The sequence below is a fragment of the Alcaligenes endophyticus genome (assembly GCF_026344035.1).
Lineage (GTDB): Bacteria > Pseudomonadota > Gammaproteobacteria > Burkholderiales > Burkholderiaceae_B > Alcaligenes > Alcaligenes endophyticus.
This window is the reverse complement of record NZ_JAPKND010000003.1, coordinates 148728-175379: the sequence shown is the minus strand read 5'-3', so window position 1 is coordinate 175379 and position 26652 is coordinate 148728. Positions and strand designations below refer to the sequence as shown.

24 protein-coding genes are annotated in these 26652 nt (G+C 49.9%); 16 read left to right on the top strand and 8 right to left on the bottom strand.

The window, feature by feature from the left end; all coding sequences use genetic code 11:
* Positions 1-11: 11 nt before the first annotated feature.
* Complete coding sequence (locus tag OSH01_RS07340) at positions 12-584, bottom strand: YggT family protein (protein ID WP_266123432.1); 573 nt, start codon at positions 582-584, stop codon at positions 12-14.
* Between the two features lie 151 nt (positions 585-735).
* Between OSH01_RS07340 and OSH01_RS07335 the strand changes: the two genes are divergently transcribed.
* Positions 736-1167 carry a hypothetical protein gene (locus tag OSH01_RS07335; protein ID WP_266123431.1) on the top strand — a complete coding sequence of 144 codons (432 nt, stop codon included), beginning with the start codon at positions 736-738 and terminating at the stop codon, positions 1165-1167.
* A 238-nt stretch (positions 1168-1405) separates the two neighbouring features.
* Here OSH01_RS07335 and OSH01_RS07330 read toward each other — a convergent pair whose 3' ends face one another.
* Complete coding sequence (locus OSH01_RS07330) at positions 1406-2530, bottom strand: ribonucleotide-diphosphate reductase subunit beta (protein WP_266123430.1); 1125 nt, start codon at positions 2528-2530, stop codon at positions 1406-1408.
* Between the two features lie 22 nt (positions 2531-2552).
* Complete coding sequence (locus tag OSH01_RS07325; protein ID WP_266123429.1) at positions 2553-5465, bottom strand: ribonucleoside-diphosphate reductase subunit alpha; 2913 nt, start codon at positions 5463-5465, stop codon at positions 2553-2555.
* A gap of 487 nt (positions 5466-5952) precedes the next feature.
* Between OSH01_RS07325 and OSH01_RS07320 the strand changes: the two genes are divergently transcribed.
* Positions 5953-6468: a hypothetical protein gene (locus OSH01_RS07320; RefSeq protein WP_266123428.1), complete on the top strand. Its 516-nt coding sequence runs from the start codon at positions 5953-5955 to the stop codon at positions 6466-6468.
* Between the two features lie 79 nt (positions 6469-6547).
* Here the strand turns inward: OSH01_RS07320 and gltX are convergent, their stop codons facing one another.
* Complete coding sequence (gene gltX, locus OSH01_RS07315; RefSeq protein WP_266123427.1) at positions 6548-7957, bottom strand: glutamate--tRNA ligase; 1410 nt, start codon at positions 7955-7957, stop codon at positions 6548-6550.
* Positions 7958-8062: 105 nt separating this feature from the next.
* Here gltX and OSH01_RS07310 point away from each other — a divergent pair, with 105 nt between their 5' ends.
* Complete coding sequence (locus OSH01_RS07310) at positions 8063-10519, top strand: bifunctional acetate--CoA ligase family protein/GNAT family N-acetyltransferase (protein ID WP_266123426.1); 2457 nt, start codon at positions 8063-8065, stop codon at positions 10517-10519.
* Positions 10520-10522: 3 nt separating this feature from the next.
* On the opposite strand, the gene OSH01_RS07305 is transcribed toward OSH01_RS07310, so the two are convergent.
* Together OSH01_RS07305 and yjgA are read right to left on the bottom strand one after the other, a co-directional pair.
* On the bottom strand, positions 10523-11191 hold the full coding sequence (locus OSH01_RS07305) for an alpha/beta hydrolase (protein ID WP_266123425.1): 669 nt from the start codon (positions 11189-11191) through the stop codon (positions 10523-10525).
* Positions 11188-11736, bottom strand: a complete 549-nt coding sequence (gene yjgA / locus OSH01_RS07300; RefSeq protein WP_266123424.1) for a ribosome biogenesis factor YjgA — start codon at positions 11734-11736, stop codon at positions 11188-11190. Before yjgA ends, OSH01_RS07305 begins: the two co-directional genes overlap by 4 nt.
* A gap of 77 nt (positions 11737-11813) precedes the next feature.
* Here yjgA and pmbA point away from each other — a divergent pair, with 77 nt between their 5' ends.
* The 12 genes from pmbA (at position 11814) to erpA (ending at position 22662) form a co-directional block, all read left to right on the top strand.
* Complete coding sequence (pmbA, locus tag OSH01_RS07295; protein ID WP_266123423.1) at positions 11814-13166, top strand: metalloprotease PmbA; 1353 nt, start codon at positions 11814-11816, stop codon at positions 13164-13166.
* 145 nt (positions 13167-13311) lie between these two features.
* On the top strand, positions 13312-14415 hold the full coding sequence (locus OSH01_RS07290) for a TRAP transporter substrate-binding protein (protein WP_266123422.1): 1104 nt from the start codon (positions 13312-13314) through the stop codon (positions 14413-14415).
* Positions 14416-14556: 141 nt separating this feature from the next.
* On the top strand, positions 14557-15393 hold the full coding sequence (locus OSH01_RS07285; RefSeq protein WP_266123421.1) for a MurR/RpiR family transcriptional regulator: 837 nt from the start codon (positions 14557-14559) through the stop codon (positions 15391-15393).
* Positions 15394-15567: 174 nt separating this feature from the next.
* Complete coding sequence (locus tag OSH01_RS07280) at positions 15568-16602, top strand: TRAP transporter substrate-binding protein (protein WP_266123420.1); 1035 nt, start codon at positions 15568-15570, stop codon at positions 16600-16602.
* Between the two features lie 74 nt (positions 16603-16676).
* A complete protein-coding gene (locus tag OSH01_RS07275) occupies positions 16677-17231 on the top strand; it encodes a TRAP transporter small permease subunit (protein WP_266123419.1) in 555 nt (184 codons plus the stop codon).
* 13 nt (positions 17232-17244) lie between these two features.
* The gene (locus tag OSH01_RS07270; RefSeq protein ID WP_266123642.1) at positions 17245-18549 is read left to right on the top strand and encodes a TRAP transporter large permease; all 1305 of its coding nucleotides are present in this window, start codon (positions 17245-17247) and stop codon (positions 18547-18549) included.
* A complete protein-coding gene (locus tag OSH01_RS07265) occupies positions 18516-19244 on the top strand; it encodes an aspartate/glutamate racemase family protein (RefSeq protein WP_266123418.1) in 729 nt (242 codons plus the stop codon). The genes OSH01_RS07270 and OSH01_RS07265 overlap by 34 nt, the downstream gene beginning before the upstream one ends.
* A 147-nt stretch (positions 19245-19391) precedes the next feature.
* On the top strand, positions 19392-19820 hold the full coding sequence (gene rplM, locus OSH01_RS07260; RefSeq protein WP_266123417.1) for a 50S ribosomal protein L13: 429 nt from the start codon (positions 19392-19394) through the stop codon (positions 19818-19820).
* 9 nt (positions 19821-19829) lie between these two features.
* A complete protein-coding gene (gene rpsI / locus OSH01_RS07255) occupies positions 19830-20222 on the top strand; it encodes a 30S ribosomal protein S9 (protein WP_266123416.1) in 393 nt (130 codons plus the stop codon).
* Between the two features lie 169 nt (positions 20223-20391).
* Positions 20392-21456, top strand: a complete 1065-nt coding sequence (gene argC, locus OSH01_RS07250) for an N-acetyl-gamma-glutamyl-phosphate reductase (RefSeq protein ID WP_266123415.1) — start codon at positions 20392-20394, stop codon at positions 21454-21456.
* A 51-nt stretch (positions 21457-21507) separates the two neighbouring features.
* Positions 21508-22245, top strand: a complete 738-nt coding sequence (locus OSH01_RS07245; protein WP_266123414.1) for a DUF6776 family protein — start codon at positions 21508-21510, stop codon at positions 22243-22245.
* A 48-nt stretch (positions 22246-22293) separates the two neighbouring features.
* Positions 22294-22662 carry an iron-sulfur cluster insertion protein ErpA gene (gene erpA / locus OSH01_RS07240; RefSeq protein WP_266123413.1) on the top strand — a complete coding sequence of 123 codons (369 nt, stop codon included), beginning with the start codon at positions 22294-22296 and terminating at the stop codon, positions 22660-22662.
* A gap of 18 nt (positions 22663-22680) precedes the next feature.
* On the opposite strand, the gene OSH01_RS07235 is transcribed toward erpA, so the two are convergent.
* Positions 22681-23775 (bottom strand): anhydro-N-acetylmuramic acid kinase, encoded by a 1095-nt coding sequence (locus OSH01_RS07235; protein ID WP_266123412.1) that lies wholly within the window; start codon positions 23773-23775, stop codon positions 22681-22683.
* Positions 23776-23789: 14 nt separating this feature from the next.
* Positions 23790-25151, bottom strand: coding sequence for a M23 family metallopeptidase (locus OSH01_RS07230; RefSeq protein ID WP_266123411.1), 1362 nt, complete (start codon positions 25149-25151; stop codon positions 23790-23792).
* Positions 25152-25406: 255 nt separating this feature from the next.
* On the opposite strand from OSH01_RS07230, the gene tyrS reads away from it, so the two are divergent.
* The gene (tyrS, locus tag OSH01_RS07225; RefSeq protein ID WP_266123410.1) at positions 25407-26633 is read left to right on the top strand and encodes a tyrosine--tRNA ligase; all 1227 of its coding nucleotides are present in this window, start codon (positions 25407-25409) and stop codon (positions 26631-26633) included.
* Positions 26634-26652: the final 19 nt, after the last annotated feature.

Below are 26652 nucleotides of genomic sequence, written 5' to 3'. Positions count from 1 at the left end.
TGAGAACGAGGTCACATACCGATTAAGCGCATGGAAATGTTGTTGAGCACAATGGTGGCTAATTGCGTCAGAATAATAATTGCCAAGGGGGATAGGTCTAGTGCGCCTAGGTTAGGCAGAACACGCCTGACAGGGGCTAGTAATGGCTCTGTTAGTGTACGCAATACAGGCATAAAAGGTGCACCAGGATTTACCCAAGAGAGTATGGCTTGGCCTAAGATAACCCAGAGAACAAGGCTAAGAGCCCAGCGTACGACATACACCAGTGCAAGCAACAGTAATTGCGGTAGCAGGCTGAACAAAACAGTGAGGTGAGCTAAGCCGCTTTGAACAATAAAGATGAGTAATGTGTAGAGTAAAGCGGCTAGGTAGGCACCAAGTAGGCTAGGCCAATCGAGGCGCATACTATTTTTGACTATTTTTCGTAACGGGAGAACTAGCCAGTCTGTGACCTTAAATAGAGTTTGAGAAATAGGGTTAAAGGGGTGTAGGCGCGTGGCATAGGCCCAAGCCCTTAATAAAAGGGCAACCCCAAATAGCGAAAAAATAATATTAATTAAAAAAGTGAAAACTTCGCTAAACATGGGAGCTCTAGAGTAGGAGTGGCTGAGTATTGAATTGTCGCATGCGCGTGTGTAAAGCTAAAGAGCCACTTGAATCAGTGGCTCTGTTAGGTCGGCTTATGGACGTTCGCCTGTAGGGAAAGGCCATGATCCAGCAGGATTAGTATCCTTCTTGGCTGTTTCGGCTTGGACAGCTGTTTTACTAGCCTTACGAGCGGCTGTTTTATTGCCAGGAGCGGGAGAGTTTTTAGGTGTAGAGCTACTAGTCACTTTTTTGCTACTTGTCTTTTTACTAGGGGTTGAGGTAGAGCCGGCACTGCTTGCCTTGGCTTTACTGGGTTCACTGGCTACTTTAGCAGTACGCTTAGTGACAGTGGCTGTTTTGCTAGCTGTTTTGGCTGTACTTGCCTTAGCAGGGCTTTTTGTTTTTACAGCTTTGCTAGGGAGAGTTGCTGTTTTTTTAGCAGCGACTTTGCGTGCAGTGCTAGGTACTGTTGTAGCAGATTTTGTGCTGCTTTTGGCAGTTGTAGTGGTTTTTTTTGCTTTGGTGGCAGTAGCACTTGTTTTGCTTACGCTTGCCGTGGTTTTCTTAGGGCTTGCTTGAATGCTAGGGTCTGCTGTTGCGGTTTTCGTTTTTGGACTGACTGCTTTAGTGGCGGTTTTAGCCGTACTTTTTTTGGCAATTGCCATGATCACGCTCCCGAGGATAAATCTTGCAATGTCAGATGGATGTTGGCTGCGCCAAAGTAGTTGATAGACGCGCCTTTAAAGCAAAAAAGGCGTATAAGATACAACACCTTATACGCCTAAAAGTCTAGCTTAAGAGATTATTCAGTCAAGTGTTAATCCCAGCTTAATGCACCGCCGGTTTGATATTCAATGACGCGTGTCTCAAAAAAGTTGCGTTCTTTTTTAAGATCGATCATTTCAGCCATCCAAGGGAAGGGATTCTCTTCGTGTGGGTACAGAGGTTCCAGCCCGATTTGTTGACAGCGGCGGTTAGCAATAAAGCGTAAGTACGACTTGAACATGCTGGCGTTCAGGCCTAACACTCCACGTGGCATGGTGTCTTCGGCGTAGGCATATTCAAGCTCTACGGCTTGAACGAAGAGCTTGCGAATTTTTTCTCGAAACTCTTCCGTCCACAAGTGGGGATTTTCGAGCTTGATGGTGTTGATTAGGTCAATACCAAAGTTGCAGTGCATGGATTCGTCACGCAAAATATACATGTACTGTTCCGCAGCACCAGTCATTTTGTTTTGACGACCTAAAGCCAGAATCTGGGTGAAACCTACATAGAAGAACAGGCCTTCCATCAAGCACGCAAAGACAATCAGTGACTCTAGGAGTTTTTGATCATTTTCTACCGTACCTGTTTTAAAGTCAGGATGGGAGATTTGATCAATGAACGGAATCAAAAATTCGTCTTTGTTACGAATCGAAGCTACCTCATGGTAAGCATTAAATATTTCCGACTCATCTAAATCCAGGCTTTCCACAATGTACTGGTAAGCATGAGTGTGAATGGCTTCTTCAAATGCTTGACGTAACAAAAATTGGCGGCACTCAGGCGCTGTGATGTGGCGGTAAGTGCCCAACACTATATTGTTGGCAGCCAAAGAGTCAGCCGTGACGAAAAAGCCAAGGTTGCGTTTTACGATACGTCGCTCATCTTCGGTCAGACCGTTCGGGTCTTTCCATAAGGCGATGTCGCGCGACATGTTGATCTCTTGGGGCATCCAGTGGTTAGCGCAAGTGGCTAAGTATTTTTCCCATGCCCACTTGTACTTGAACGGCACTAGTTGATTAACGTCTGTTTCACCGTTAATGATACGTTTGTCGGCAGCACGAATACGGTTACCAGTACCCGTGTTCAAACCTGCAGCAGTCGCCGCAACGGGGCTGGCAGCTCCGCCGTCAACGGGTACGGCGGGTTTAGCAGCGGGTTCATTGTCCCAATTTAACATAGTAGTATTCCTGTCAAAGGGCTTATTGGCAGGCTTCGCATTCGTCGAAGCCTTCGTCGCCAGGTCTCATGGTGCATACTTCGCCGAGCACTTCAGGCTCAGGCAAGCTGGAGGCTGCAGTAGCCATGGCACCAGAATTTTGGCTTTGGTTGGAAACGGCATTTAGCTCACCGATACGGCCCGTGGATTTCTCGGCGTTCGTAGCACTGCTGGAGCGCAAGTAATAGGTGGTTTTCAAACCGCGTATCCAAGCCAGCTTATAGGTTTCATCTAGCTTTTTGCCTGATACGCCTGTCATGAAGATATTGAGCGATTGCGCTTGATCAATCCATTTCTGGCGACGTGAGGCGCACTCCACGACCCACTGAGTGTCAACTTCAAAAGCAGTGGCGTACAGTTCGCGCATCTCAGCAGGAATGCGATCAATACGAGCCAGGCTACCGTCGAAGTATTTCAGGTCAGACACCATCACTTCGTCCCACAAGCCGAGTTCTTTTAGATCACGTACCAAGTATTCATTGATAACAGTAAACTCACCCGACAAGTTAGACTTCACGTATAAGTTGCGGTAGGTGGGCTCGATACATGGTGAGACGCCAATAATATTGGCAATCGTTGCAGTAGGGGCGATGGCAATACAATTGGAGTTGCGCATGCCATTTTTCTGAATGCGTGCACGTAGGCCATCCCAGTCCATAGTTTTGCTGGTATCTACGTCCACGTATCCACCACGCTCTTGGCGTAGCAGCTCTATGGTATCTAAGGGCAGAATACCACGGTCCCAGAGCGAGCCTTTGAATGTTGAGTAGCTGCCACGTTCTACGGCTAAGTCGCTAGACGCTTTGTAGGCATAATAGCAAACCGCTTCCGCGGAGCGATCAGAAAACTCTACGGCTTCTTGTGAAGCAAACGGTACGCGCATAAGGTGCAAGCAGTCTTGGAAAGCCATCATGCCCATGCCAACAGGGCGGTGGCGTTGGTTGGAGTTGCGAGCTTTATCTACGGCGTAGTAGTTGATGTCGATCACGTTGTCTAGCATGCGCATAGCTATGGTAACGGTACGCTCTAGTTTTGCGTGGTCTAGTTCGTATTGACCTTGTTCGTTTTTATGCATATGCGCCGCTAGGTTGACTGAACCTAGGTTACATACGGCAATTTCATTTTCGTTGGTGTTGAGCGTAATTTCAGTGCATAAATTAGAACTATGTACGACACCTACGTGCTGTTGAGGCGAACGGATGTTGCAAGGGTCTTTGAAAGTAATCCAAGGATGGCCTGTTTCAAATAGCATAGACAGCATTTTTCGCCATAGCGACAATGCAGGGATCTTTTTGAACAGTTCAATTTCACCTGTCTCGGTTTTGCGCTCGTAAGCCGTGTAAGCCTGCTCAAACTCGCGGCCGTATATCTCGTGCAGATCAGGCACATCGGAGGGGGAGAATAGCGTCCAGTCACCTTCTTCCATGACACGCTTCATGAAGAGGTCAGGAATCCAGTTGGCGGTATTCATATCGTGGGTGCGGCGGCGCTCATCACCCGTATTTTTGCGCAGCTCTAGGAACTCTTCGATATCCAAATGCCAGCTTTCTAAGTAGGCACATACAGCACCTTTGCGCTTACCACCTTGGTTGACGGCTACGGCAGTGTCGTTAACTACTTTCAAGAACGGAACTACGCCTTGGCTTTCGCCATTAGTGCCTTTGATATGGCTACGTAGGGCGCGCACTGGAGTCCAGTCGTTACCCAGACCACCGGCGTACTTGGCTAATAGGGCGTTATCTTTAATGGCATCGTAAATACCGGCCAGATCGTCGGGCACGGTGGTCAAATAGCAAGAAGATAGCTGTGAGTGGATGGTGCCAGAGTTGAATAGCGTAGGGGTGGAGCTCATGAAATCGAAAGAAGACAGGATTTCGTAGAACTCGATCGCGCGTTGCTCTCGTTGAGGCTCATTAAGGGCGAGACCCATGGCGACACGCATGAAAAATACTTGTGGAAGCTCAATACGCGTACCACGAACGTGCAGAAAGTAGCGATCGTAAAGCGTTTGCAAACCTAGGTAATTAAACTGATTATCACGCTCGGCATCTAGTGCCTTGGCAAGAACCTCTAAGTCGAACTGCGCTAGCTTTTTGTCTAACAGTTCGTTTTCAATCCCTTTTTGAATGAATTCGGGGAAGTAGCTGGCGTAGCGCGTATGCATATCTGCTTGGGAGGTTTCTTTACCCAAGACTTCTGCACGGATGGTGTGTAGCAACAGACGTGCGGTTACTAGGCTATAGCTAGGATCGGTTTCCACCAAAGCACGCGCTGCTAAAATGACGGACTTAAAAACCTCTTCCACAGGGATGCCGTCGTAGAGGTTCTTAACCGTTTCACGCAATATGCCGTCTACATCAATTTTGATGCTTAAGTTAGAGCCTGCCTCGGCAATGGTGGCATGTAGGGAGTTCAGGTCTAGTGGGCGTAGCTGGCCGTTTTCAGTGACGTTCAGTGAGGTCTGCAAGCCCGGTACAGCATTTTGCGCAGCAGCCTGCTTACGTTCTTGGTTGCGTTTTTCACGGTATAGCACATAAGCACGGGCGACATCGTGTTCGCCTGAGCGCATTAAAGCGAGTTCGACTTGGTCTTGAATTTCTTCAATGTGAAAAGTACCACCGCTAGGGCGGTGGCGTATCAAGGCGGAGACCACTTGCTCGGTAAGACTCTCTACTAATTCACGTACACGAGCAGAGGCGGCACTTTGGCCTCCGGCTACTGCGATAAAGGCCTTGTTCAGAGCGACGGCTATTTTGTTGGGTTCGAAGCCCATGACTGCGCCGTTACGGCGGATGACGCTGAACATGGACCATTGATTGGGAGCAGAGTCACTGCTGGTGCTGGCGGGCTTAGTAGTAGTGGCAGCTCTGGACTCAGCAATCTGTGTGCTTGGCATGAGGACTCCTGTTCGTGAGTAGACACACGGCAAGGCGTGTGTAGAGTTTATGTGAGGTGGTGTGGCTTGGATCAGCTTGTGTTTTTTCACCCCTTATTAGCGATTCAGATACCATATGTAGTGGTTGCTGTGGGGTGTAGGCACTAATTGTAGTAGTCTCATGCCGACTGTGCAAGTGGCATTTTTGCTTCTCCAGAGTTGAAATTAAGTTCAAGACATGGCAAGGCGGGAACTACGACGAAGATATTTTTAGCTGGCTTGTGCAAGGGGATTGTACTCTTGCTCCAGAGGTGTCAGACGCAAGAAATTGTGTCTGTAGGGTTACCGGCCGCTTGCAGGAAAGAGTCTGTTATGTGTCGAGATATGTAGCAATGTACTGCTACGTTTTGCAAAAAAGTTTAGGCTATTCTCAGGCTCAAGAAGCGTGTTCGACTCACGAGCCTTCAGGTAGAATGACCCTTTGTGGGTGCATGTTAGGAACCTTTTTATGAGCCAGCTCAAAATGCATAGGTCTGTTCGTACGTTAGTTGTGTTACTTAGTGCTGTAGTTGCGGCATGTACGGTGCCGCCGGCTCCTCCCGAGCCAGTTGCCCCTGCTGTGGTCGCTCCTGAGCCTACTCATCCAGCGTGTGTGCCGGCTACCGCTAATAACCCGGTTACAGGTAACTGGTTGAGCAAGCATAAGCAAAAAGGCGTAGCAGGCGAGATACGAGTGTTATTTACCTTGCAGGCAGATGGGACGATGGCCTATACCGAGCAGGTGAAGCGGCCTAATAAGCCCTCTCAGGGGTTGAATGAAAGTGGGTGCTGGCAAGCATCGGGTGATCAGGTGCTATTGAGCACTCAAGAGTCTAATGGGGTAGTAACAGAGCCTGGGGATCCCATTTACCAACATAGTTACCGCATCCTTAAGCTGGCTGGCGATAAGCTAGAGCTCCGTACCGAGGAAGGTTTAGTGTATAAGTTAACGCGTATGTCACCAGGGTATAGACTGCCGTTTTAAGTTCAGTTGGCCTCAAACAAATAGGCCTGACGATAACATTGTCGTCAGGCCTATTGCATGCAAGCTGCGCACCTACGTTTTACAGGCCCGCTAATCTGCCAATGACGGCATCACGGCCTAAAATAGCCAGTACAGCATCGACGGCAGGCGTCTGTTTTTGCCCTGTTACGGCCACACGTAAAGGTATCCCTAGCTTAGGCATCTTAACGTTGTGCTCGCTTAAGATTTCCTTGATGAGAGCGTCTAGGCTGTCGCGATCCCAGCGAGGTAGGCTAGATGCCGCACGGGCGAAGGCGCGTAGTAGATCGCGTGCTTCATCGGTCAGTACTTCGTCTTGCAGCTCTTGGCTGGCAGGCGCAAAGGGGGCACAAAAAAGCAGAGCCCCTTGAGCTAGCTGCTGCAAGGTTTCTGCGCGATCTTTGAGTAAAGCCATCACAAGCTCGAGATTCACCGCTTCAGGCTTGCCACCCAGTTTGACGATGCGTGGCGCGACCAGTTCAGCTAAACGCTCATCGGGGCAGGCCTTAATATAATGAGCATTGACCCAATTTAGCTTTTTAGGATCCCACTGTGAGGGAGACTTGTTGAGGCTGCGGGTATCAAACCATTCGACTAGTTGTTCACGGCTAAAAATCTCGTCGTTGCCATGGCTCCAACCCAGACGGGCCAAATAATTAATCATGGCTTCCGGCAGATAGCCCTCAGCGTCGTACTCCATAAGATTGACAGCCCCGTGTCGCTTAGAGAGCTTCTCGCCGTCGGGACCTAAAATCATGGGAACGTGACCGTACTGTGGCAAGGTAGCGCCTAGCGCCTCTAGGATGACGATTTGACGAGGGGTGTTGTTAACGTGGTCATCACCGCGAATAACGTGGGTGATATTCATGTCCCAGTCATCTACTACAACGCAAAAGTTATACGTAGGTGTGCCGTCGGGGCGAGCAATAACAAGGTCATCTAGCTCGCTGTTGTCAAAGCTGATGCGTCCCTTGACCAAATCGTCCCAACTAGTAGCGCCGGTTTGCGGGCTTTTGAAACGCACCACAGGGCTTCGGTTTGCGGGTATGGCGGGTAGGGTTTTGCCAGCCTCGGGTCGCCAAGTGCCGTCATAGCGAGGTTTTAGCCCTAAGCTGCGCGCTTTTTCACGCATTGCTTCGACTTCGTCGGGTGTGCTGTAGCAAAGATAGGCATGACCTTGTGCTAGCAATTCTTGAATGACGGCCTTATACCGATCAAGACGTTGCATTTGGTAGAAAGGGCCTTCATCGGGGTGCATGCCTAACCATTGCATACCCTCCAGTATGCCCTGAACGGCGGCTTCACTGGAGCGTTCCACATCGGTGTCTTCGATGCGCAATACAAAGGTGCCTTGATGATGGCGGGCAAAAGCCCATGAAAATAACGCGGTGCGCGCGCCTCCTAGGTGTAAAAAACCTGTAGGAGAGGGGGCGAAACGGGTTCGTACTGCTTTAGTAGTAGACGTGCTCATAATTTGTGCTTAGGCTTTGGGTGTCCAAGAGCTTAGAATGGTATACGCATATTCTACCCTAGGGCAGCAAGGATTAAATCAGCCGGTCACCAGGCAGGAGTGCAGATGGCAGCATTAAGACACAGTTTAAGCGCATTATTTGAACCACGATCATTGTTGGTCGTCTCTAGCTTGCCTTTGCCTGTGGTGGAAAATACACCGCCCTGTCTACAAGGCAGACTAACGCAGGCCAGCATTAACGAACAAGGCATATCGATTGCAGCCCAGCTATCTGGTTTGCGTGACGGCCAGCGTCTAGATATGGCGTTAGTGTGTGTGGCGCCGCATCGTTTGCCTGAAGCCTTGGATGCCATAAAGAAATATCAAGCTCGTGTTGTGTTGATATTGGCCGCCGATAAGTCCTCACATGATCCCATCGAGGACATGGTCTATGCTCGTTCTTGGGCGCGTTTTAATCAATGCCTAGTGGTGGGGCCACGTGCGTTTGGCATGCTGCGTCCACATTTGGGGATCAACCTAAGTCACGAACCTCAATCCGTCGCGGCGGGCCGAGTCGCTCTATTGGGGCAGTCGCGTTCTATTACCTCGGCCATTATGGATTGGGCCGAAGATATTCGCTTAGGATTCTCTACCATCATTACCTTAGGTGACGAGGCTCAGCTAGATGTAGCGGATGTGTTGGATTTTCTTGCTACCGATCCCCGTACAGATAGTGTGGCGTTATATCTTGAGCACACCCCTCCATCGCGCCGTTTTACCAGTGCCTTGTATGCTTTGGCCGCTGTCAAGCCTACTGTGGTGTTGAAAGTCGGCGGTGCGCGTAATCCTGATGAAGCACAAGAGGCTGTATTTAATGCTTTGATGCGGCGTGTGGGTGCGGTACGTATCCGTTATTTTGTGCAGCTTTTTTCGGCGCTGAAGGTGTTGGTGTACACGCGTAAGCTGAAGGGTAGGCGGATTGCCTTGTTTTCTAACGGTGATGGCGCAGCACAGTTGGCGCTGGAAGTGCTGGGGCCTGATTCAGCCGTGCATTGCCCCCAATTGTCAGAGTCCACACAGGGCTTGTTGCAACAAGCGCTCGTGCCGGGAGATCAGTCAGCAAATCCAGTCGTCAGCTACGCCCCTCTTAGTCCTGAGCGCATTGAGCAAATATGCTCGACCCTACTAGACGATACGCAAATTGACGGTGTGTTGGTGCTACTGGCGCCTGATCCCTTAGCACCGATGGCGGCGGTGGCGGCTGAGCTAGCCAAGATATCGTCTCGCTCGCGTAAGCCGATTATTACTTGTTTGCTGGGGGACGCGGATATGCGTCCTTTGCGGCATTTATTGGATAGCGTGGGCACGCCTGCGTTTCGCACCCCTGATACGGCCGCGAATGCTTTTGATATTTTGGCCATTCATCACTACAACCAGCAGCTGGCTCAGCAAACTTTACCTTCCTTGCCCTTGAGTCGCCGCCCGGATATTGGGCCTGCACGTGAGCTAGTGGCTTTGGCGCAAAGTGAGCGTCGCGGTTTAACGCAACAAGAAGGCATGTTGTTATTGGCCTATTTCAACGTACCGTTAGTCGCGCTGTTACACAATGAGGTGTTGCCCGCTGCCCAATTCGATATCATGCCCATGGGTTTGCGTATTGATACCGACAAAAAGTTAGGACCCTACGTGGTGTTTGGTGCCGCGGGGCATCAGGGGTGGTTGCCAGAGTCTTATCGGGCCGTCGATTTACCTCCTTTGAATCGTTATTTGGCCCGACAGTTAATTGAGCGCAGTCCGATCTGGCGCAAATTTTTATCGAAGCAGTTAAGCGCTGCGGTGTTTACACAACTGCAAACAGTGATTGAGCGTTTGTCCGAGCTAGTGTGTGAAGTGCCGGCAGTGCGTAGCTTATCTATTGATCCCTTGTATGCCACCGATGAGGGTCTATATTTTGGAGAGCTGACGCTAGGGCTTAGTGCGCAGTCGATGTTGGTGTTACCTGAAACGGTGGGGTATGGGCATATGGCTATCCACCCTTATCCACGGCATATGGTGCAACGACGCCAGTTTAAGGATGGACAGCGCTGGGTATTACGTCCGGTTCGACCCGAGGATGCCGAGGCCCTGCAAGCCTTTATGCGTGGCTTATCTGATGAGTCTCGCTATATGCGTTTTGTGTCTATGTTGCGTGAGCTAACACCCAAGATGCTGGCGCGTTACACCCGTATCGACTTTGATCGAGAGCTGGCGCTGGTAGCCACCGTGCGTGTAGGCGGAAGTGGTCGTGATGAAATTATAGGTTTTGCGCATTACCTGCGGAATGTGGATGGGCGCGGTGCTGAGTATGCCTTGGTGATAGGTGACGAGTGGCAGCGGCGAGGCTTGGGCACAGAGCTGATGAATGCGCTGATTGATGAGGCAGGCTTGCAGGGCTTAACCTACATAGATGGGTATGTGTTAGCGAGCAACAAGCCTATGCAGGCTCTGATGGAGCGCTTGGGGTTTCAGAATGATGTGGACCAAGAGGATCCTGCTATGCGTCGCGTCTGGCTAGATTTAGGCGAGACGCGACGTTCAGACTAAGCGTTACTTAAAGACCGAATTAATAAACGCCGCCACAGCGTCGATTTCCTCCGCACACACCGAGTGAGGCATGGGGTATTGGTGCCAATGCACGGTATAGCCTAATTCACGTAAGTGATCGCGGGAATCTACCGCGCGGGCAAGCGGTACGACTGGGTCGACCGAGCCGTGCGCCATGAAAATGGGGGTTTGTGTATTGGCCGGATGGCGTTCTTTATCCGTCAAAGCCGCAAGAGGCAAGTACCCCGATAGGCAGACCATACCGGCTAGGGCCTCGGGCAAGCGCAAGCCAGTTTGTAGAGTCATGGCACAGCCTTGTGAAAAGCCGGCCAAAATAATATGTTCAGTTGGAATGCCTCTGCTGTTTTCACGTGCGATGAGGTTTTGCACCTCGGCTTGTGATTGGCGTAGACCGCGTTCATCTTCTTGGCGGACTAAGTCTGCCATGTAAATGTCATACCACGAGCGCATGGCCATCCCGCCGTTGATCGTGACAGGCTGTATAGGCGCGTGAGGGAATATAAAACGCACAGGTCGTTCAGCTGTTAGCTTAAGCTCCGGTACGATAGGAGCAAAGTCATGGCCATCTGCACCTAAGCCGTGTAGCCAAATAATGGCATGTTGTGGATTAGGGCCGGTTTCGATTTCAATCGATTCTAGCAGGGGCGTCATGGGATCTCCGTAAGGTCTAACTGAGATTTAATATGTTGAAACAAAGCTCGGTAATGCTTGCGCTGCGGCTCTTGGCCTACTTGTAGGGCGCTATTGTTTTGTGCCTCTTTACGTGCTGCTCGGATGAGTGAACGTAACTGTTGAATATCACCGCCGGGATACTCCTCGGTGAAAGGTGTTAAGGCTTGGTCATCACGTATCAGGAGATCACGCAATGCCTCAATTTTATGCATGGAGCGAGTGTGTTCGCGCGAACCGTTCTCCCATTCATCAAGCTGAGCAATGATGGGTTCGGGCTCGACATGGCGCATGAGTTTGCCGACATAATGTATTTGTCGGCGTTTTCCTTCACGCGCCGTTGTTTTTTGGGCTAGTCTGATGGCTTCACGCAACTCATCACTGAGTTTGAGTTGCTTTAAGCGTTCTGGGGAAAGCTCAATAAGTTTTTTTCCCAGGTCCAGTAAGGCGTGCATTTCGCGCTTTACTTGTGATTTGCTGGGGCGGTCATAGCCGTTTTCGTCGATTTCAGTACGTGGGCGCTGCATAAAGTATGTATAAAGTGTTCGCCAATTAGCTATCATAACCGCCTGAACCCAAAAGAGTAGCGTAGAGCCAAAGAAACATGAGTCAATTACCTATCACCGAACATCAGTTTCAATTTTGCGAGTTGCTTGCAGACGCATTGCAACATGCTAAAAAACTAGGCGCCAGTGATGCCGCTGTAGATATATCTGAGAGCAAGGGGCTGAGTGTTTCCGTGCGCCAGCTTGAATTAGAAACAGTAGAGCAGACTCAGGATCGTAGTATGGGCGTTACAGTGTATGCGGGCCAACGTCGTGGCTCAGCATCTACGTCCGATTTTTCCCTGAAGGCTTTGCGCCAAACGGTAGAGGCGGCCTGGCATATAGCTCGCTATACAGCCGAAGATCCCGCTGCCGGGTTACCGCAGGAAGATCAGCTAGCCTCGGATTACCCTGATTTGCAATTGCACTATCCTTGGGATATTTCCGCAGAACAGGCGGTACGCTTGGCGGTGCGCGCCGAGCAGGCGGCTTTGGAGCTTAGTCCACAGATCACCAATAGTGAGGGCGCAGGCTTAGACACTAATGAAGGCCATTTTGTCATGGGTAATAGCCGTGGCTTTTTAGGGGGCTACGCGTTTAGTCGGCATTCCATGTCGGTAAGTCCGATAGCAGGCAAAGGAAATGCGATGCACCGCGATTACTGGCATGCCAGCAAGCGTCGTTATTCTGATTTGCCTACTCCCGAGTCCATAGGACGCTATGCGGCAGAGCGCACCTTGGCACGTTTATCGGCACGTAAAATTCCCACAGGAAAATATCCAGTTTTATTTGAGGCGCCACTGGCTGTGGGTCTGTTAGGGGCCTTAGTCCAAGCCACAAGTGGCGGCGCCTTGTATCGTCAAAGTAGTTTCTTATTAGATAGTTTAGGCAAGCGCGTGTTGGCACCGCATATTCAGGTCTCAGAGCGTCCACATTTGCGCGCAGCCCTAGGAAGCGCTCCTTTCGATGCGGAAGGGGTACGTACCAGTGATCGCGAAATTGTGATCGATGGAGTATTACAGTCCTACTTTCTCTCTAGCTATAGTGCGCGAAAATTAGGGATGCAAACTACTGGCAGTGCAGGGGGCTCCCACAATTTATTTTTACGCTCTAGTCAAGCGGAGCAAAAAGATGACTTGAACGCCATGCTCAAGAAAATGGGGACAGGCTTATTCGTTACCGAGCTGATCGGTCAAGGTGTTAATTACTTGACGGGTGATTATTCGCGTGGGGCATTTGGTTACTGGGTGGAGAACGGCGTGATTCAGCATGCAGTGGAAGAAATTACCATTGCTGGCAACCTGAAGGAGATGTTTCAGCAGGTGGTAGCGGTAGGAAGTGATGAGTTGACACGTGGCAGTAAAACCAGTGGCTCTATCTTGATAGAGAGCATGTCGGTTGCTGGCGCTTAATCCATTAAAGGAAAGCGCAAGCGCTTAAGATTGCGGATAAACCCTGTTAGTTTCTTATTACATTTGCTATCACGGCAGTGTAAGATTCTTGATGATAGCTAGAGTTTCTAAGCAAATGTAAGTGACGCCCACAAGGAGAGCTTAAATGCAACGTCGTTCCTTTTTGAAAAAAGCCGGTTTGGGTGCTGTAGCAGGTAGCGCAGCCGTTGCCGCACCTGCGATTGCTCAAAGCAATCCGACGGTGAATTGGAAGTTAACTTCCACTTATGGCCCGTCGACGCCAGCCCTGTTTTCTACAGCCCAGCTTTTTTGCAAAATGGTGGAAGAGGCTTCGGATGGTAATTTTAAAATCCGCCTGTATCCCGCTGGCGAAATAGTGCCTGGTTTTGGTGTAATGGATGCTGTTAGTAACGGCACAGTTGAGTGCGGTCAAACGGCGTCCTACTATTATTACGGTTTGGATCCTTCCTATAGTTTTGATACCGCTGTTCCCTTCGGCTTGAATGCGCGTCAAATGAATGCGTGGATGCTGGAAGGCAACGGTATGAAGTTGATGCGCGAGCTGTTCGCTAAGCGCAACATCATCAACTTTCCCTTTGGTAACACGGGTACGCAAATGGGTGGTTGGTACCGCAAAGAGATTAACTCCGTCGAGGACTTGAAAGGTCTGAAAATGCGTACGGCTGGTTTTGCTGGCGAAGTATTGGCGCGTATGGGGGTGGTTCCTCAGCAAGTGCCACCGGGGGATATTTATCCATCCTTAGAGAAAGGTACGTTGGATGCAGTAGAGTTTGTCGGCCCAGTCGATGACGAGCGTTTGGGCTTCCAAAAAGTGGCCAAGTATTATTACTATCCAGGTTGGTGGGAAGGTTCGGCCCAAGTCAGCTTGTATTTTAATGATGCGGCATTTAATGGTTTACCTAAGCAATATCAAAGCATTATTGAAGTTGCTTCGCGAGCTGCCGGTGATCGTTTGCTCACTCAGTACGATGCCGAAAGTCCAGCAGCATTGCGCCGTTTGATTGCAAGTGGGGCAGTGCTGAAAGCCTTCCCGCGTGATGTCATGGATGCCGCTTTTCAAACTTCTAATGTCGTGTACAAAGAGTTCTGCGATAAAGACCCTGGCTTTAAGAAAATTTACGACGATTACATGGGCTTCCGTGATGCGATCGTGCCTTGGTTCCGTGTCGCTGAAAACTCTTATGATAATTATTTAGGAATTGCGCTGGCTAACGCCCGTCGCGGATAAGCAGAAATAGCCTGATTCATCCGGGCTTACTGATGCGGTATAGCCATTGCGTATTGACAGACGCAATGGCTTTTGCCGTTTTTGCAGCAGGTGGCGTTCTTCACAGCAGAGGTTCGCTACGGTTAATCCATAGGTGTATGCATGCCAGGGCCTTCATTTCTGTCTCGAGTCAGGTTAGTTTTACCCGAACTGTATCCAGCAGAGAAACGTTTAGGCGAGTTCGTTTGCGATTTTCCTGGTGAGTTAGCCAGTTATTCGGCATCTGAATTAGCCACCTTAGCGCACGTATCTAAAGCTACCGTTAGTCGTTTTGTGAAGCGTCTGGGTTACGAGAATTATGAAGAGGCCAGACGTCACGCGAGAGAAGAGAAAAGTACGGGGTCACGACTGTTTTTGAGCACAGCGGCGGATGTCAGTCAGGAGCAGTCTATTGAGGCGCATATACGGCAAGGAATTAGCAACCTAGAGGCCACGCTTAGCAGCGTCAGTGAGGTGCAGCTAAAGTCACTGGTGACAGCGCTTTTACAGGCTCGTAAAGTGTGGGTAATTGGCTTTCGCAGTAGCCATTCCTTTGCCTCATATTTGCAATGGCAGCTTACACAAGTTATTGAAAACATTGTTGCGTTACCGGGAGCTGGCCAGACTATGGGCGAGCATATTGCTAGTATGCAACGCGAGGATGTCATCATTGTATTTGGCTTACGTAGACGTGTAGCTCAGTTAGACACCTTACTTGAACGCATGTTGGATACCCAAGCTAAGTTGCTGTATGTGACCGATGAGGGGGGGCCATTTTTGCCCCGTGCACAATGGCATGTGCGTTGTCAGACCTTGGCGCCAGGGCCGTTGTTTAGCCATGTTTCCACCATGGCGCTGTGCCATGTCATCGCTACGCGGGCGATTGAACAAGCAGGTGTTCAGGGGCGTACGCGTTTACGGGATATAGAGATACTAAACGATGCCTTAGGTGAACTATAGCGAATCCAGCCAGTTATACCTGAGTCCACTGTTTGCGTCTACTGGTGAAAATACAGTTTCATATGTGCGGTCATAAAACTATAGTTTAGTCATGGGCAGTTGCTCTGGCCAAGGTGTAGCAGTACAGAGTAGGTGCAAGGTACTGGTGATTAATAATGAAAAGGTAGAGAGACTATGTGGAAGGCTTATGTTGCATGCGCTGGTGTGGGCTTGAGTATGGCCTTTGGTGCACAAGCGGATACCGTACCCTTACGAGTGTTAGGGCAACCGGTAGGGTCGGGCTTGATTCAGCAGAAAAAAGAACAACCTTTCTTTGAAGCACTGGCAGCTAATACTGGCCAGGACTTTACGGTGCAGTACCTGCCGGTGGATGTGGCAGGTATTCCGGACACCGACGGTCTACGTGTTTTGCGTTCAGGGCTTTTTGATATTGTGTCTTTACGAGGCAGCCAGGTCAGCCGCGACGAGCCTACGTTGATGGGTGCGGACTTGGTAGGGCTCAACACCTCCTTCGAGGAAGGTAAACGCAATGTGGAAGCGTATTTCTCTACCGTTGATGAGCGTTTACAGAAATCGTTTAATGCCAAATTACTGGGTTTGTGGCCGGCAGGCCCCCAGATTATTTTCTGCAAGCCCCAAGTGGCAGGCTTAGCTGATTTAAAAGGTTTGAAGGTGCGGGTAGGGGATCAAAACACCGCTAATTTTATGAGTAGTCTAGGGGCGACTGGCGTACCGATGCCTTTTGGTGAGGTTCAGCAGTCATTGGCGCGGGGCGTGGTGGATTGCGCTATTACTGGGCCAGCCTCCGCTAACTCAGGCGGATGGCCTGAGGCTGCGTCTACCGCATTGCCTATCGCCTTGCAAATGGCCGTTAATGGTTATGCAATCAATCTAAAGCGTTGGAACTCCTTAAATGCGGAGCAGCAAGCCGCGCTGGAGCGAGCAGTGGGTCAATTAAGCAGTGATATCTGGACATACTCTGAACAGTTGTACGACGATGCGATGCGTTGTAATGCCGGTGAGCAGCCTTGCGAGCTGGGGCAACCTTACAAGCTTAATACCTTGGTGGCTCAGGAGCAGGATTTGCAAGCCGTAAAGCAAGCGCTACGAGACACTTCCCTGCCGGTTTGGGCCAAGCAATGTAATGCAGTCAACAAAGAGTGTGAAACCAAGTGGCAAGACACCATAGGTAAGCAACTGGGCTGGTAAGACCTACAGGGCGACAGCAGTGGGCGTCTACAAAAATACATTGTGTGGCGCTCACTTAGCATAAGGGACACAACATGAAGCGTTTTGCTCGAATCGCGAGTTTGATTTTTGGCGTGCTTATGCTCGCTTTGTCGGTGATGGTCACGCTAGAGGCCATACTGCGGAAAACGATGCAGTTTTCATTTGGTGGGGTGGATGAGCTTTCAGGATATGCCGTGGCTATTTGTGCGCCATTGGCCTTTGCCGTGGCATTAATCGATCAAGCCCATATACGCATAAACCTTTTATATGTGAAGTTGAGTTTGCGTACACGTGCGATGTTAGATGGCCTATCAGCCTTTTCGCTCTTATTGCTGGCGTTATTCCTTGGTTATTTCACAGTAACTACAGTGCAAGAAACGCAGGATTACGCCTCTTTAGCGCAAACCCCTTGGGCTACTCCTCTTATTTATCCACAAAGTTTGTGGGCGTTGGCAATGGCGTTTTTCGCCCTAGTTGCTCTTTTGTTAGGCATTAGGGCACTGCGCTTGATGATTAGCAAACAATGGGACGTGCTGAATAAGAGCTTTGGCCCAGACTCTGTAGAAGAAGAACTGAAGTCTGAACTCGCTGATTTGCAGCGGCGCTAAAACGAGGTAAATGATGGATGTCATAACTCTAGCCGTAGGTTTTGTGCTCATGCTGGCACTCATGTTTCTGAGTTTGCCAGTGGCGGTCGCAATTATTGCCGTAGGTGGACTGGGAGGCTATTTAACGATGGGGCCTCCCATGTTGGATTTGTGGGGGGGTGTGGTGTGGGGAACGCTGAACAATAGCGTCATGACTGCTATCCCTCTTTTTATGTTGCTGGGTGAGATTTTGTTGCGAGGTGGTATAGCTGATCGTATGTATGATGCGATGGCCGCATGGTTAGGGCGCTTACCAGGTGGTTTGTTGCACACCAATATTGGTACTTGCACGTTGTTTTCAGCCACTTCTGGTTCGTCGGTGGCCACGGCGGCCACGGTGGGCACGATTGCCTTGCCTGCTTTACAAAGCAGGGGCTACCCAGTGTCGGCCTCTTTGGGGTCTTTGGCAGCAGGAGGGACATTGGGCATTTTGATCCCTCCCAGCATTAACTTATTGGTATTTGGCTCTTTGGCTAACGTCTCGGTTGGGCAGCTTTTTATTGCTGGAATCGTGCCGGGTATTTTGATGGTGGCTCTGTTCTCCTTGTATATCGCCGTCGCTCACTCTGGGGCTGGACGCTCTTCGGCAGCTGTCGCGATGACATGGCGTGAGCGAGTCTCTTATTTAAAATATTTAGTTCCCCCTTTAGTGATTTTTGGGGTGGTGATGGGCGGTATTTACGGGGGAGTCACTACGCCTACTGAAGCGGCCGCTGTAGCAGTAATCGTAGCTCTAGGGTTTGTGTGGCATAACGGTAAGCTTAACTTCGCCTTGCTGGAAGCCTGTTTCCGTCAGGCGGCACGCACCACAGGTATGGTGGTTTTAATTATTACTTGTGCCATGTTGCTTAACGTAACGTTGGCAATGTTGGGGGCGACTCAAGCAGTCACTCAGTGGGTTAGCTCATTAGGCTTAAGCACATTTGCTTTATTGGCTCTATTGGTGGTGTTTTACCTGCTGTTGGGAATGTTCATGGATGCGATGTCCATGCTGGTGCTAACCGTGCCTATCGCTGTGCCAGTAGTGGTCGCTGTTGGTGTCGACCCTATCTGGTTTGGTATTTTTATTATTATCATGTGTGAGGTCGCATTGATAACTCCGCCTGTAGGAATGAATTTATTCGTTGTACAGGGTATACGTACGGATGGGGGGAGTTTTAGCGACGTTATTTGGGGCGCGCTGCCTTATGTGTTCATTATGCTAGGCTTTACCTTCTTAATTATGCTGTGGCCTGACATTGTTCTGTGGCTTCCGCGTACGATGAGTGGGGGGGCGTAGAGATGAAGTCAGGGATAAAAATAGCAGTAATTAACCCTAACTCAAATCAGGCAGTGACCGCTATTATTCAGCGGGCAGTGCAACAGGCCTTGGAGCCCAGTACTACGTTGATTTGTGTGAATTCAGATGCAGGCCCCAAATCTATAGAGCTGCCAGAACACCGAATCGAAGCGATTCCCTATTGGCATGCCAAACTTTTGGAACTAGAACAGCTCGAGCCGGATGCTTATGTATTGGCTTGTTATGACGAGTTTGGCTTGGCACAGGCGCGGCAACTGGTCGACAGACCTATAATAGGGGCGGTAGAAGCTAGCATTGCGATGGCTCAAGTCTATGCACAGCGTTATGCCATTATTACGACCATGGCGAGTACCTTGCCGAGCATTTATGCATTGGTGCAGCATTATGGAGCGAGTGAGCGCTGCATCGTTAGAGCCAGTGGTTTGGGTGTGGCTCAAGCAGCTGCGTCCGAACAAGATGTCTTGGGTGTGCTTATACAATCAGCACAAGATCTTATGCTTCAAGACGGCGTGGGGGCTCTGATTTTGGGTTCGGGTGGCCTAGCAGGGCGAGCCGATTACTTGGCCGCTCGTTTGGGTATACCCGTCATTGATGCTGTGGTTTCTGCCGCTAAGATGGCAGAAGCGATGGCAGGCATGCAAAAAGCTGATGTGGCGTCTGTGCAGCATCGTTGATTTTTTGTGTGGGGGTTAGTAAAGCGTGGTAGAATGCTGTGCTTTACTCTATATTTATTGGCACGGGCGACTAATAACGCCTTGGCAGTATGAGTAAAAACACGCTATTTAGCCCCTTTTAGGGTGCAATTTTAATTAGGAACCATCATGAAGACCTTTGTGGCCAAGCCGCATGAAGTCAAACGTGAGTGGTTTGTGATCGACGCAAAAGGCAAAGTCCTAGGTCGTGTGGCCAGCGAAGTCGCACGCCGTTTGCGCGGTAAACACAAGCCTGAATTTACTCCTCACGTAGACACTGGCGATTACATTATCGTTATCAATGCTGCAGAAATTGCCGTTACTGGTAATAAAGCACAAGATAAAAAGTACTACCGTCACTCGAATTATCCAGGCGGTATCTACGAAACCAACTTCCAAACCATGCAAGAGCGTTTTCCTGGCCGTGCGATTGAAAAAGCCGTCAAGGGAATGCTACCCAAGGGACCCCTGGGTTACGCCATGGCTAAGAAACTTAAGGTTTACGCTGGTGCCGAGCATCCACACTCCGCGCAACAGCCTAAAGCTCTGGATATCTAAGGATAGGTCATGATCGGTAACTGGAATTATGGTACAGGTCGTCGCAAGACTTCCGTAGCCCGTGTCTTCATTAAAAAAGGTTCGGGTCAAATCATCGTTAATGGCAAACCTGTAGACGAATATTTTGCTCGTGAAACAGGTCGCATGATTGTGCGTCAGCCTTTGACTCTGACAGAGCATCTCGAGTCGTTTGACATTAAAGTCAACGTACACGGCGGTGGTGAAAGTGGTCAGGCAGGTGCAGTGCGCCACGGTTTGACACGTGCTTTGATCGATTACGACGAGAGCCTGAAAGCTTCGTTGAAACAGGCTGGTTTGGTAACACGTGATGCACGTGAAGTCGAACGTAAGAAAGTTGGTTTCCACAAAGCGCGTCGTCGTAAGCAGTTTAGTAAGCGTTAATTCCTTACTCGCTGTTGCGATCCACAAAACCCCAGCCCAATGTGCTGGGGTTTTGCTTTTTATGCGACACCATTAAGTGATAGCTACGGCATGGCTTTAATTTGTTAAGTTTAAACTGTATGCTGTATAGCTGAGAATCATCGTTATATGTCTTTAGGGCACAAGAAACATGGGCACACTGAGCAATACCAAAGTTAAGGTTGGGATAGTTGGCGGTACAGGATACACAGGGGTGGAATTATTGCGCTTGTTGGCGCAACATCCACACGTAGAGTTAGTGGCGATCACTTCCCGCAAAGAAGATGGCGTGCCGGTGGCTGATATGTATCCGAATCTGCGTGGCCATGTTGATCTTAAGTTCCAAACTCCCGAGCAGGCTAATTTGGAACAGTGCGATGTAGTGTTTTTTGCCACTCCACATGGTGTGGCAATGAGTCAAGTCGAGCGGCTGTTAGCGGCAGATGTCAAAGTGATTGATTTAGCCGCTGATTTTCGCTTGCAAGATATCAATGCTTTTGAAAAATGGTACAAAATGGAGCATAGCTGCCCTGATGTACTACGTACGGTGGCTTATGGCTTACCAGAGTTGCACCGCGAAAAAATTGCTCAAGCCAAGGTGGTGGCTAACCCAGGTTGTTACCCCACTACGGTTGTTTTGGGCTTGGCGCCGCTGGTGCAAGCAGCGAACACACTCGTGGATACGCAGCATCTTATTGCCGACTGTAAATCGGGGGTCTCCGGGGCAGGGAAAGGTGCGTCAGTACCTAATTTGTTTGCCGAGGCTAGTGATAACTTTAAAGCGTACGGGGTAAGTGGTCACAGACACCAACCTGAAATCGTGGAGCAATTACAAAATCTGCATGGAGCGCCAGTAGGCTTAACCTTTGTGCCTCATTTAGTGCCCATGATTCGTGGCATGTTTTCGACTATTTATGCCCGTATTTTGCCTGAGGCGCTAGAAGTGGATTTTCAGCAGGTGTTCGAACAACACTACGCTGGCGAGACTTTTGTTGATGTGTTGCCTGCAGGTAGCTTGCCCGAAACGCGCTCCGTGCGTGCAAGTAACAAGTTGCGCATTGCCATACAGCGTCCCGGTAATGGTGATCAGCTTATTATTTTGGTGGTACAAGATAACTTGGTCAAAGGCGCCTCTGGCCAAGCAGTGCAAAATATGAACTTGTTGTTTGGACTGCCTGAAAATGCAGGCTTACAGCATGTGGCAATTTTGCCCTAAGTAAAGGCTGATGAAACGGGAACTTGGCTAGATTTATTCAGTCAAAAGCTTATGAGTCTCGAATCAACGCCTACTGATAGCCCTCCCAGCACCGCTTTTTTTCCGGTTAAGCGGCGGCTGGGTTGGATATACGCCGCTTTATTGTTGCTATTTGTTTTGTTGTTGGCCTACGCCGCTTACAACCTTATTAATAAACAAGATCAACACGCTAGCCGTGTCGAGACTGCACTTACTCTTTTGCAACAAAGTCGCCAAGAGCTGCTGCACTTGCAAGCCGAATTCGACGCGGTGCGTGCGCAGGCGGTAATAGAGGAAAGCACACGTAAAGCCCTCGAAGTAACGCTAGCTGAAACGCAAGTCGAGCTATTAAGGGCACAAGAGCAATTGGCTTTTTATGACCAACTTATGCCCGCTGGCCCAAGTGGTGCACTCAGTCTGCGTGCGTTGGATATCACGCCCCAAGATGGTCAGTTGTATTATCGGGTGTTGTTGCAACGCAATGCGCAGCAAGCAGGATCGTTTTCTGGCCGCCTAGAGTTTGAAGCCAGTGGCCAGCAAGCTAATCAAGGACGAGTGACGCTGATTTTAAAACCGGTAGCTGGGGAGACCGAGAGCGTAGAACCTGCTCCTGATATATTGGGTTTGGGTTTTGAGCGCTTTCAGCGTTCTGCGGGTTGGTTGCAGATACCCACAGGTTTTGAGCCGCAGTCGGTTACACTGAAAGTATTCGAAGGAAATGTATTGCGTCTGACGCGGAAAATCGAGCTTGACGCAGTGCTTAAGCCTTAAAATAGTACTGTAATTTGTGATGCGGAATATTATCCGCTGGAGATACTAATGACCACTTCTACTGAAACCGTCAACTTGCAAGTGCCTCCTAGCCCTATCGGCCTGTCCGACGCGGCTGTTGAGAAAGTGCGTGAGTTGTTGCTTGAAGAGGGTGAGCCCGAACTAAAGCTACGTGTATTTGTGCAGGGTGGTGGTTGTTCTGGTTTTCAGTATGGCTTCACCTTTGATGATGAAGTCGCTGACGATGACACCACTATAGATAAAAATGGAGTGCAGCTTCTGGTGGACCCCATGAGCTTTCAATACCTTGTGGGCGCAGAGATCGACTACAAAGATGATCTTGAAGGCGCACAATTTGTAATTCGTAACCCGAATGCCAACACCACATGTGGGTGTGGTTCGTCGTTTTCCATTTAAGATTGCTTTTGCAACGTATTAGGCTGGATAGCAAGCACCCAATACGCGGGCGTGTTTGGCGCCAGTCACGCTTGGTAAACTGGCTGGTATACGTTGCACATGTGCGTAGGCCAGCCAGGCAAAGGCCAGAGCTTCAATATGCTGAGGGTCTAAACCCAATTCTTTCGTGCTGCGCACGACTAGGCCACTGTGCTGGCTAAGTGCCTTGAGCAAGGCAAGGTTTTGGGCGCCGCCGCCACACACAATAATTTCCTCTGTACAAGGTGCGTACTGCCGTATTGCCGCACTTACGCTGTGTGCGCTAAATGCTAATAAGGTTGCCTGCACTTCACCTGTGCTTAGGTCTCGGTCTAACAGGTCTAGCTTTTGCTCCAGCCACCCCAAGTTGAATAGGTCACGGCCAGTAGACTTGGGTGGTGCCATTTGTAGCCAAGGCTCAGATAGCAATAAGGCGAGCAGCTCGTCATCGGCTTGAGCAGAGGCTGCCCACTCACCGTGATGATCGTAGCGCAATTGTTGATGTCGCTGTATCCAGGCATCTAATAAAATATTAGCTGGGCCAGTATCAAACCCCCATACAGGCTGGCTGGGATGCAAAATGCTGATATTGGCAATGCCACCCAAATTTAAAATGATGCGCTTTTTGTGTGGATGGGCAAAAAGCGCTTGGTGAACAATAGGTACAAGGGGAGCCCCTTGTCCGCCTGCGGCAATGTCTCGGCTACGAAAATCGGCAATAACGTCTTTGTTACAAAGCTCTGCTATGACGGCAGGCGCATTGAGCTGTAGTGTGTAGGACTGCTTGGGTTCGTGGCGTATAGTTTGCCCGTGCACGCCAATCGCTCGTATGGAGTCCGCCCAGCGACTGTTAAGCCAAGGCTGGCAGGCTTGCGCATAAAGGTGTGCTAGCTCTACGGCTAGTATTTGCGAAGTGTGGAGCTCATTGTGGCTAGGATGTTGTAGCCTGAGTAGCTGCTGTATGAGTGAGTCAGGTAGTTCTAGGCTAGTGAACTCCAGCACTTTGGGGGTGGGGGAGCTCAGATCAGCAAGGACGGCATCAATGCCGTCCATGCTAGTGCCAGACATGACGCCTATGTATAGTGCTGCACTCATGGGGGCCGACGTGCTTAACGCTGTGCAACGAGCGTAGGGGCAACGGGGGCATGTAATAGCGAGAGCGTATCTTTATACGATGCCATCACGGTGGTGAACGCTTCTTTTTGTTTGGCTTCCAAACTGCGCTGTACGGGCAGATCCACAGATAAAGGGTCGATTGGAGTATTGGCCACGCGGAATTCATAGTGCAAATGAGGGCCTGTTGCCCAGCCTGTGGCGCCTACATAGCCGATAAGCTCACCTTGCTGGACTTTTGATCCCTTGCGTAGACCTGGTGCAAAGCGGCTTTGATGCGCATATAACGTGGTGTACTGGCCGTGATGCTGCAAGATGATCACATTGCCGTAGCCACGCTGAGTACCTATAAACTCGACTGTACCGTCGGCAGTAGCATGAATAGGTGTACCGGAAGGGGCTGCGTAGTCGACACCTTTGTGGCCAGTCCAGTGCCCATGTATGGGGTGCCGCCTAGTACCAAATGTAGAACTAACACGGCTAAATTTTAAGGCGCTACGCAAGAATGCGCCGCGCAAACTTTGACCATTAAAGTCATAATAGCCACCACTTTCGTTTTCAGGCTTAAACCATGCGGCTTGATAGGAATTGCCTTGATTGACAAACTCCACGGCCAACAGACGCCCTGAGCCTACCTCTTGTCCCTCATGGGTGTAGGACTCGTATAAGACTTCGAAAGTGTCGCCTTTACGTAGGTCTTTAATGAAGTCGATTTTGCTGCTGAGCATATCAGCCATTTGCAAAGTGATGGCATCTGGAATGTTTTGCGCGTCGGTGGCGGCAAACAAAGAGCTGCTAATTTCACCTTTAGCTAAACGTAGGTTTGGAGTGGGGGCTTCTTGTTGTTCTTGGGCGTTAAAGCCACCTTGGCCATCGGGGCTAATTTCTAGCCATGCTGCCGAAGCGGAGCCATTTTGCTCAGTGTACGGCGTGTGGTTATAGCGCAGCCATTGTAAGTTTTTATCGGCATCTAAGGCAGCTTGAACACTGCGGCCTGGATAAAGTTTATAAATCGAGCGAGCGTCTTGGTTAACAGTCAAAAACTGCTGTAAGCCAGGCTCGTTGATATTTAGTCGTTGGAGTAAAGCGGCTAGCGTATCGCCACGGCGAATACGCGTTTCAGCTAAGTAATCATGCTCTGTGCTGGGGCTCAGAACGGTGAGCTCAGCCGGTAGAGTCAGAGTTTGACTAGCTTGATAGATAGTGGGTTGGGGGGCGGCGGGCATCACAGCAATGGCTGCTGCACCTACAAAAGCAAGTAAGCTAAGGCCAATAAGCCCCGTTTTTATAAAATAAGCTCGACGGTGCCGAGGTTGCTGGATGTTCAGGGGGGCGTCGGGGGACCCTTTGCGTGACATAGAACCAAAAACCTTGATTGACGTACGAGAGGCTGCTCCTGCTTCTAGCAGAGACAGACGCGGGTACTAAGAAAAAATATAGACCGCAAGCGGCCTATAGTTCGCTCGTGGGTCTGATAATATATGTATTAGCCGCTTAGGTTGGCTCGACAAGAGGTATAAGCGGCTAATAGTCCGTTATCCTAGCGCATTAGCGCGTAATTTTCGAGTTTTTTTAAGTAATTTCGCTATTTTGTTCTATTGAACACTTTTTTTATGTCATCCCCATTAGAAACCCTATCCGCAGAAGCCCAGGCAGACCTGGAACTTGTTAAACGAGGCTGTGACGAGTTGCTCGTCGAGGCCGATTTTGCGCGTAAGCTCGCACGTAGTCGGAATACAGGTCAGGCTCTGCGTATTAAGCTAGGTCTGGACCCAACGGCACCTGATATTCACTTGGGGCATACTGTTGTTCTAAACAAAATGCGTCAGCTTCAGGATATGGGGCATACCGTCATTTTCTTGATCGGTGACTTTACCTCCACCATCGGAGATCCCAGTGGGCGCAATAGTACACGCCCACCCCTTACGCCAGAGCAAGTCGTTGCGAATGCGAAAACCTATTACGAACAAGCTAGCTTGGTCTTAAACCCAGAGCGTACTGAAGTGCGTTACAACTCCGAGTGGTGTGATCAGCTTGGGTCGCGTGGCATGATACAACTGGCCTCGCGGTATACCGTTGCACGCATGATGGAACGGGACGATTTCACTAAACGCTTTAAGGGCGGAATTCCTATTTCAGTACACGAGTTTCTCTACCCCTTATTGCAAGGCTATGATTCAGTACAACTGAAAGCGGATTTAGAACTAGGTGGAACGGATCAAAAGTTCAACTTATTGGTTGGCCGAGAGCTACAAAAAGAATACGGACAAGAGCCGCAGTGTATTTTGACGATGCCATTACTCGAGGGCTTGGACGGTGTTGAGAAAATGTCCAAGTCTAAAGGGAATTACATCGGTATTAGCGAAACGCCAGACTCCATGTTTGGTAAGTTGATGTCGATCTCAGATACCCTAATGTGGCGTTATTACGAGTTGCTGTCGTTCCGCAGTATGGCAGACATTGCCAATCTTAAAGAACAAATTGAGCAGGGTGTAAATCCGCGTGACGTGAAAGTGGCCCTTGCGCAGGAGATTATTACTCGTTTCCACGATAAACCGTCGGCTGAGCGTGCTCTGGAAAACTTTGAAGCCCGTTTCAAACGGGGTGAAATGCCGGAGGACATGCCCGAGCTTACCATTGCGGGCCAGTTAGCGTTATTGCGGGTCTTACGTGAAGCCGGTTTAGTGAGCTCAGCCTCTGAGGCGCAACGTAACGTAGAGCAAGGTGGTGTGCGGATTGACGGCGAGCGAATCGAAGATAAAGGCCTAGTACTTGAGCCCGGTACCTATGTGCTGCAGGTGGGTAAGCGCAAATTTGCACGCGTTACCTTAAGCGGCTAACCCTCAACGGAGATATGAG

What these genes read in the sequence shown, in the direction of transcription:
- OSH01_RS07330 (WP_266123430.1), bottom strand. Translation starts at nt 2,530, where the DNA reads ATGTTAAATTGGGACAATGAACCCGCTGCTAAACCCGCCGTACCCGTT.
- OSH01_RS07325 (WP_266123429.1), bottom strand. Translation starts at nt 5,465, where the DNA reads ATGCCAAGCACACAGATTGCTGAGTCCAGAGCTGCCACTACTACTAAG.
- OSH01_RS07310 (WP_266123426.1), top strand. Translation starts at nt 8,063, where the DNA reads ATGGCAGCATTAAGACACAGTTTAAGCGCATTATTTGAACCACGATCA.
- pmbA (WP_266123423.1), top strand. Translation starts at nt 11,814, where the DNA reads ATGAGTCAATTACCTATCACCGAACATCAGTTTCAATTTTGCGAGTTG.
- tyrS (WP_266123410.1), top strand. Translation starts at nt 25,407, where the DNA reads ATGTCATCCCCATTAGAAACCCTATCCGCAGAAGCCCAGGCAGACCTG.
- OSH01_RS07275 (WP_266123419.1), top strand. Translation starts at nt 16,677, where the DNA reads ATGAAGCGTTTTGCTCGAATCGCGAGTTTGATTTTTGGCGTGCTTATG.
- rpsI (WP_266123416.1), top strand. Translation starts at nt 19,830, where the DNA reads ATGATCGGTAACTGGAATTATGGTACAGGTCGTCGCAAGACTTCCGTA.
- OSH01_RS07235 (WP_266123412.1), bottom strand. Translation starts at nt 23,775, where the DNA reads ATGAGTGCAGCACTATACATAGGCGTCATGTCTGGCACTAGCATGGAC.
- yjgA (WP_266123424.1), bottom strand. Translation starts at nt 11,736, where the DNA reads ATGCAGCGCCCACGTACTGAAATCGACGAAAACGGCTATGACCGCCCC.
- OSH01_RS07290 (WP_266123422.1), top strand. Translation starts at nt 13,312, where the DNA reads ATGCAACGTCGTTCCTTTTTGAAAAAAGCCGGTTTGGGTGCTGTAGCA.
- OSH01_RS07245 (WP_266123414.1), top strand. Translation starts at nt 21,508, where the DNA reads ATGAGTCTCGAATCAACGCCTACTGATAGCCCTCCCAGCACCGCTTTT.
- OSH01_RS07285 (WP_266123421.1), top strand. Translation starts at nt 14,557, where the DNA reads ATGCCAGGGCCTTCATTTCTGTCTCGAGTCAGGTTAGTTTTACCCGAA.
- erpA (WP_266123413.1), top strand. Translation starts at nt 22,294, where the DNA reads ATGACCACTTCTACTGAAACCGTCAACTTGCAAGTGCCTCCTAGCCCT.
- OSH01_RS07340 (WP_266123432.1), bottom strand. Translation starts at nt 584, where the DNA reads ATGTTTAGCGAAGTTTTCACTTTTTTAATTAATATTATTTTTTCGCTA.
- gltX (WP_266123427.1), bottom strand. Translation starts at nt 7,957, where the DNA reads ATGAGCACGTCTACTACTAAAGCAGTACGAACCCGTTTCGCCCCCTCT.
- argC (WP_266123415.1), top strand. Translation starts at nt 20,392, where the DNA reads ATGGGCACACTGAGCAATACCAAAGTTAAGGTTGGGATAGTTGGCGGT.
- OSH01_RS07270 (WP_266123642.1), top strand. Translation starts at nt 17,245, where the DNA reads ATGGATGTCATAACTCTAGCCGTAGGTTTTGTGCTCATGCTGGCACTC.
- OSH01_RS07320 (WP_266123428.1), top strand. Translation starts at nt 5,953, where the DNA reads ATGAGCCAGCTCAAAATGCATAGGTCTGTTCGTACGTTAGTTGTGTTA.
- OSH01_RS07230 (WP_266123411.1), bottom strand. Translation starts at nt 25,151, where the DNA reads ATGTCACGCAAAGGGTCCCCCGACGCCCCCCTGAACATCCAGCAACCT.
- OSH01_RS07280 (WP_266123420.1), top strand. Translation starts at nt 15,568, where the DNA reads ATGTGGAAGGCTTATGTTGCATGCGCTGGTGTGGGCTTGAGTATGGCC.
- rplM (WP_266123417.1), top strand. Translation starts at nt 19,392, where the DNA reads ATGAAGACCTTTGTGGCCAAGCCGCATGAAGTCAAACGTGAGTGGTTT.
- OSH01_RS07305 (WP_266123425.1), bottom strand. Translation starts at nt 11,191, where the DNA reads ATGACGCCCCTGCTAGAATCGATTGAAATCGAAACCGGCCCTAATCCA.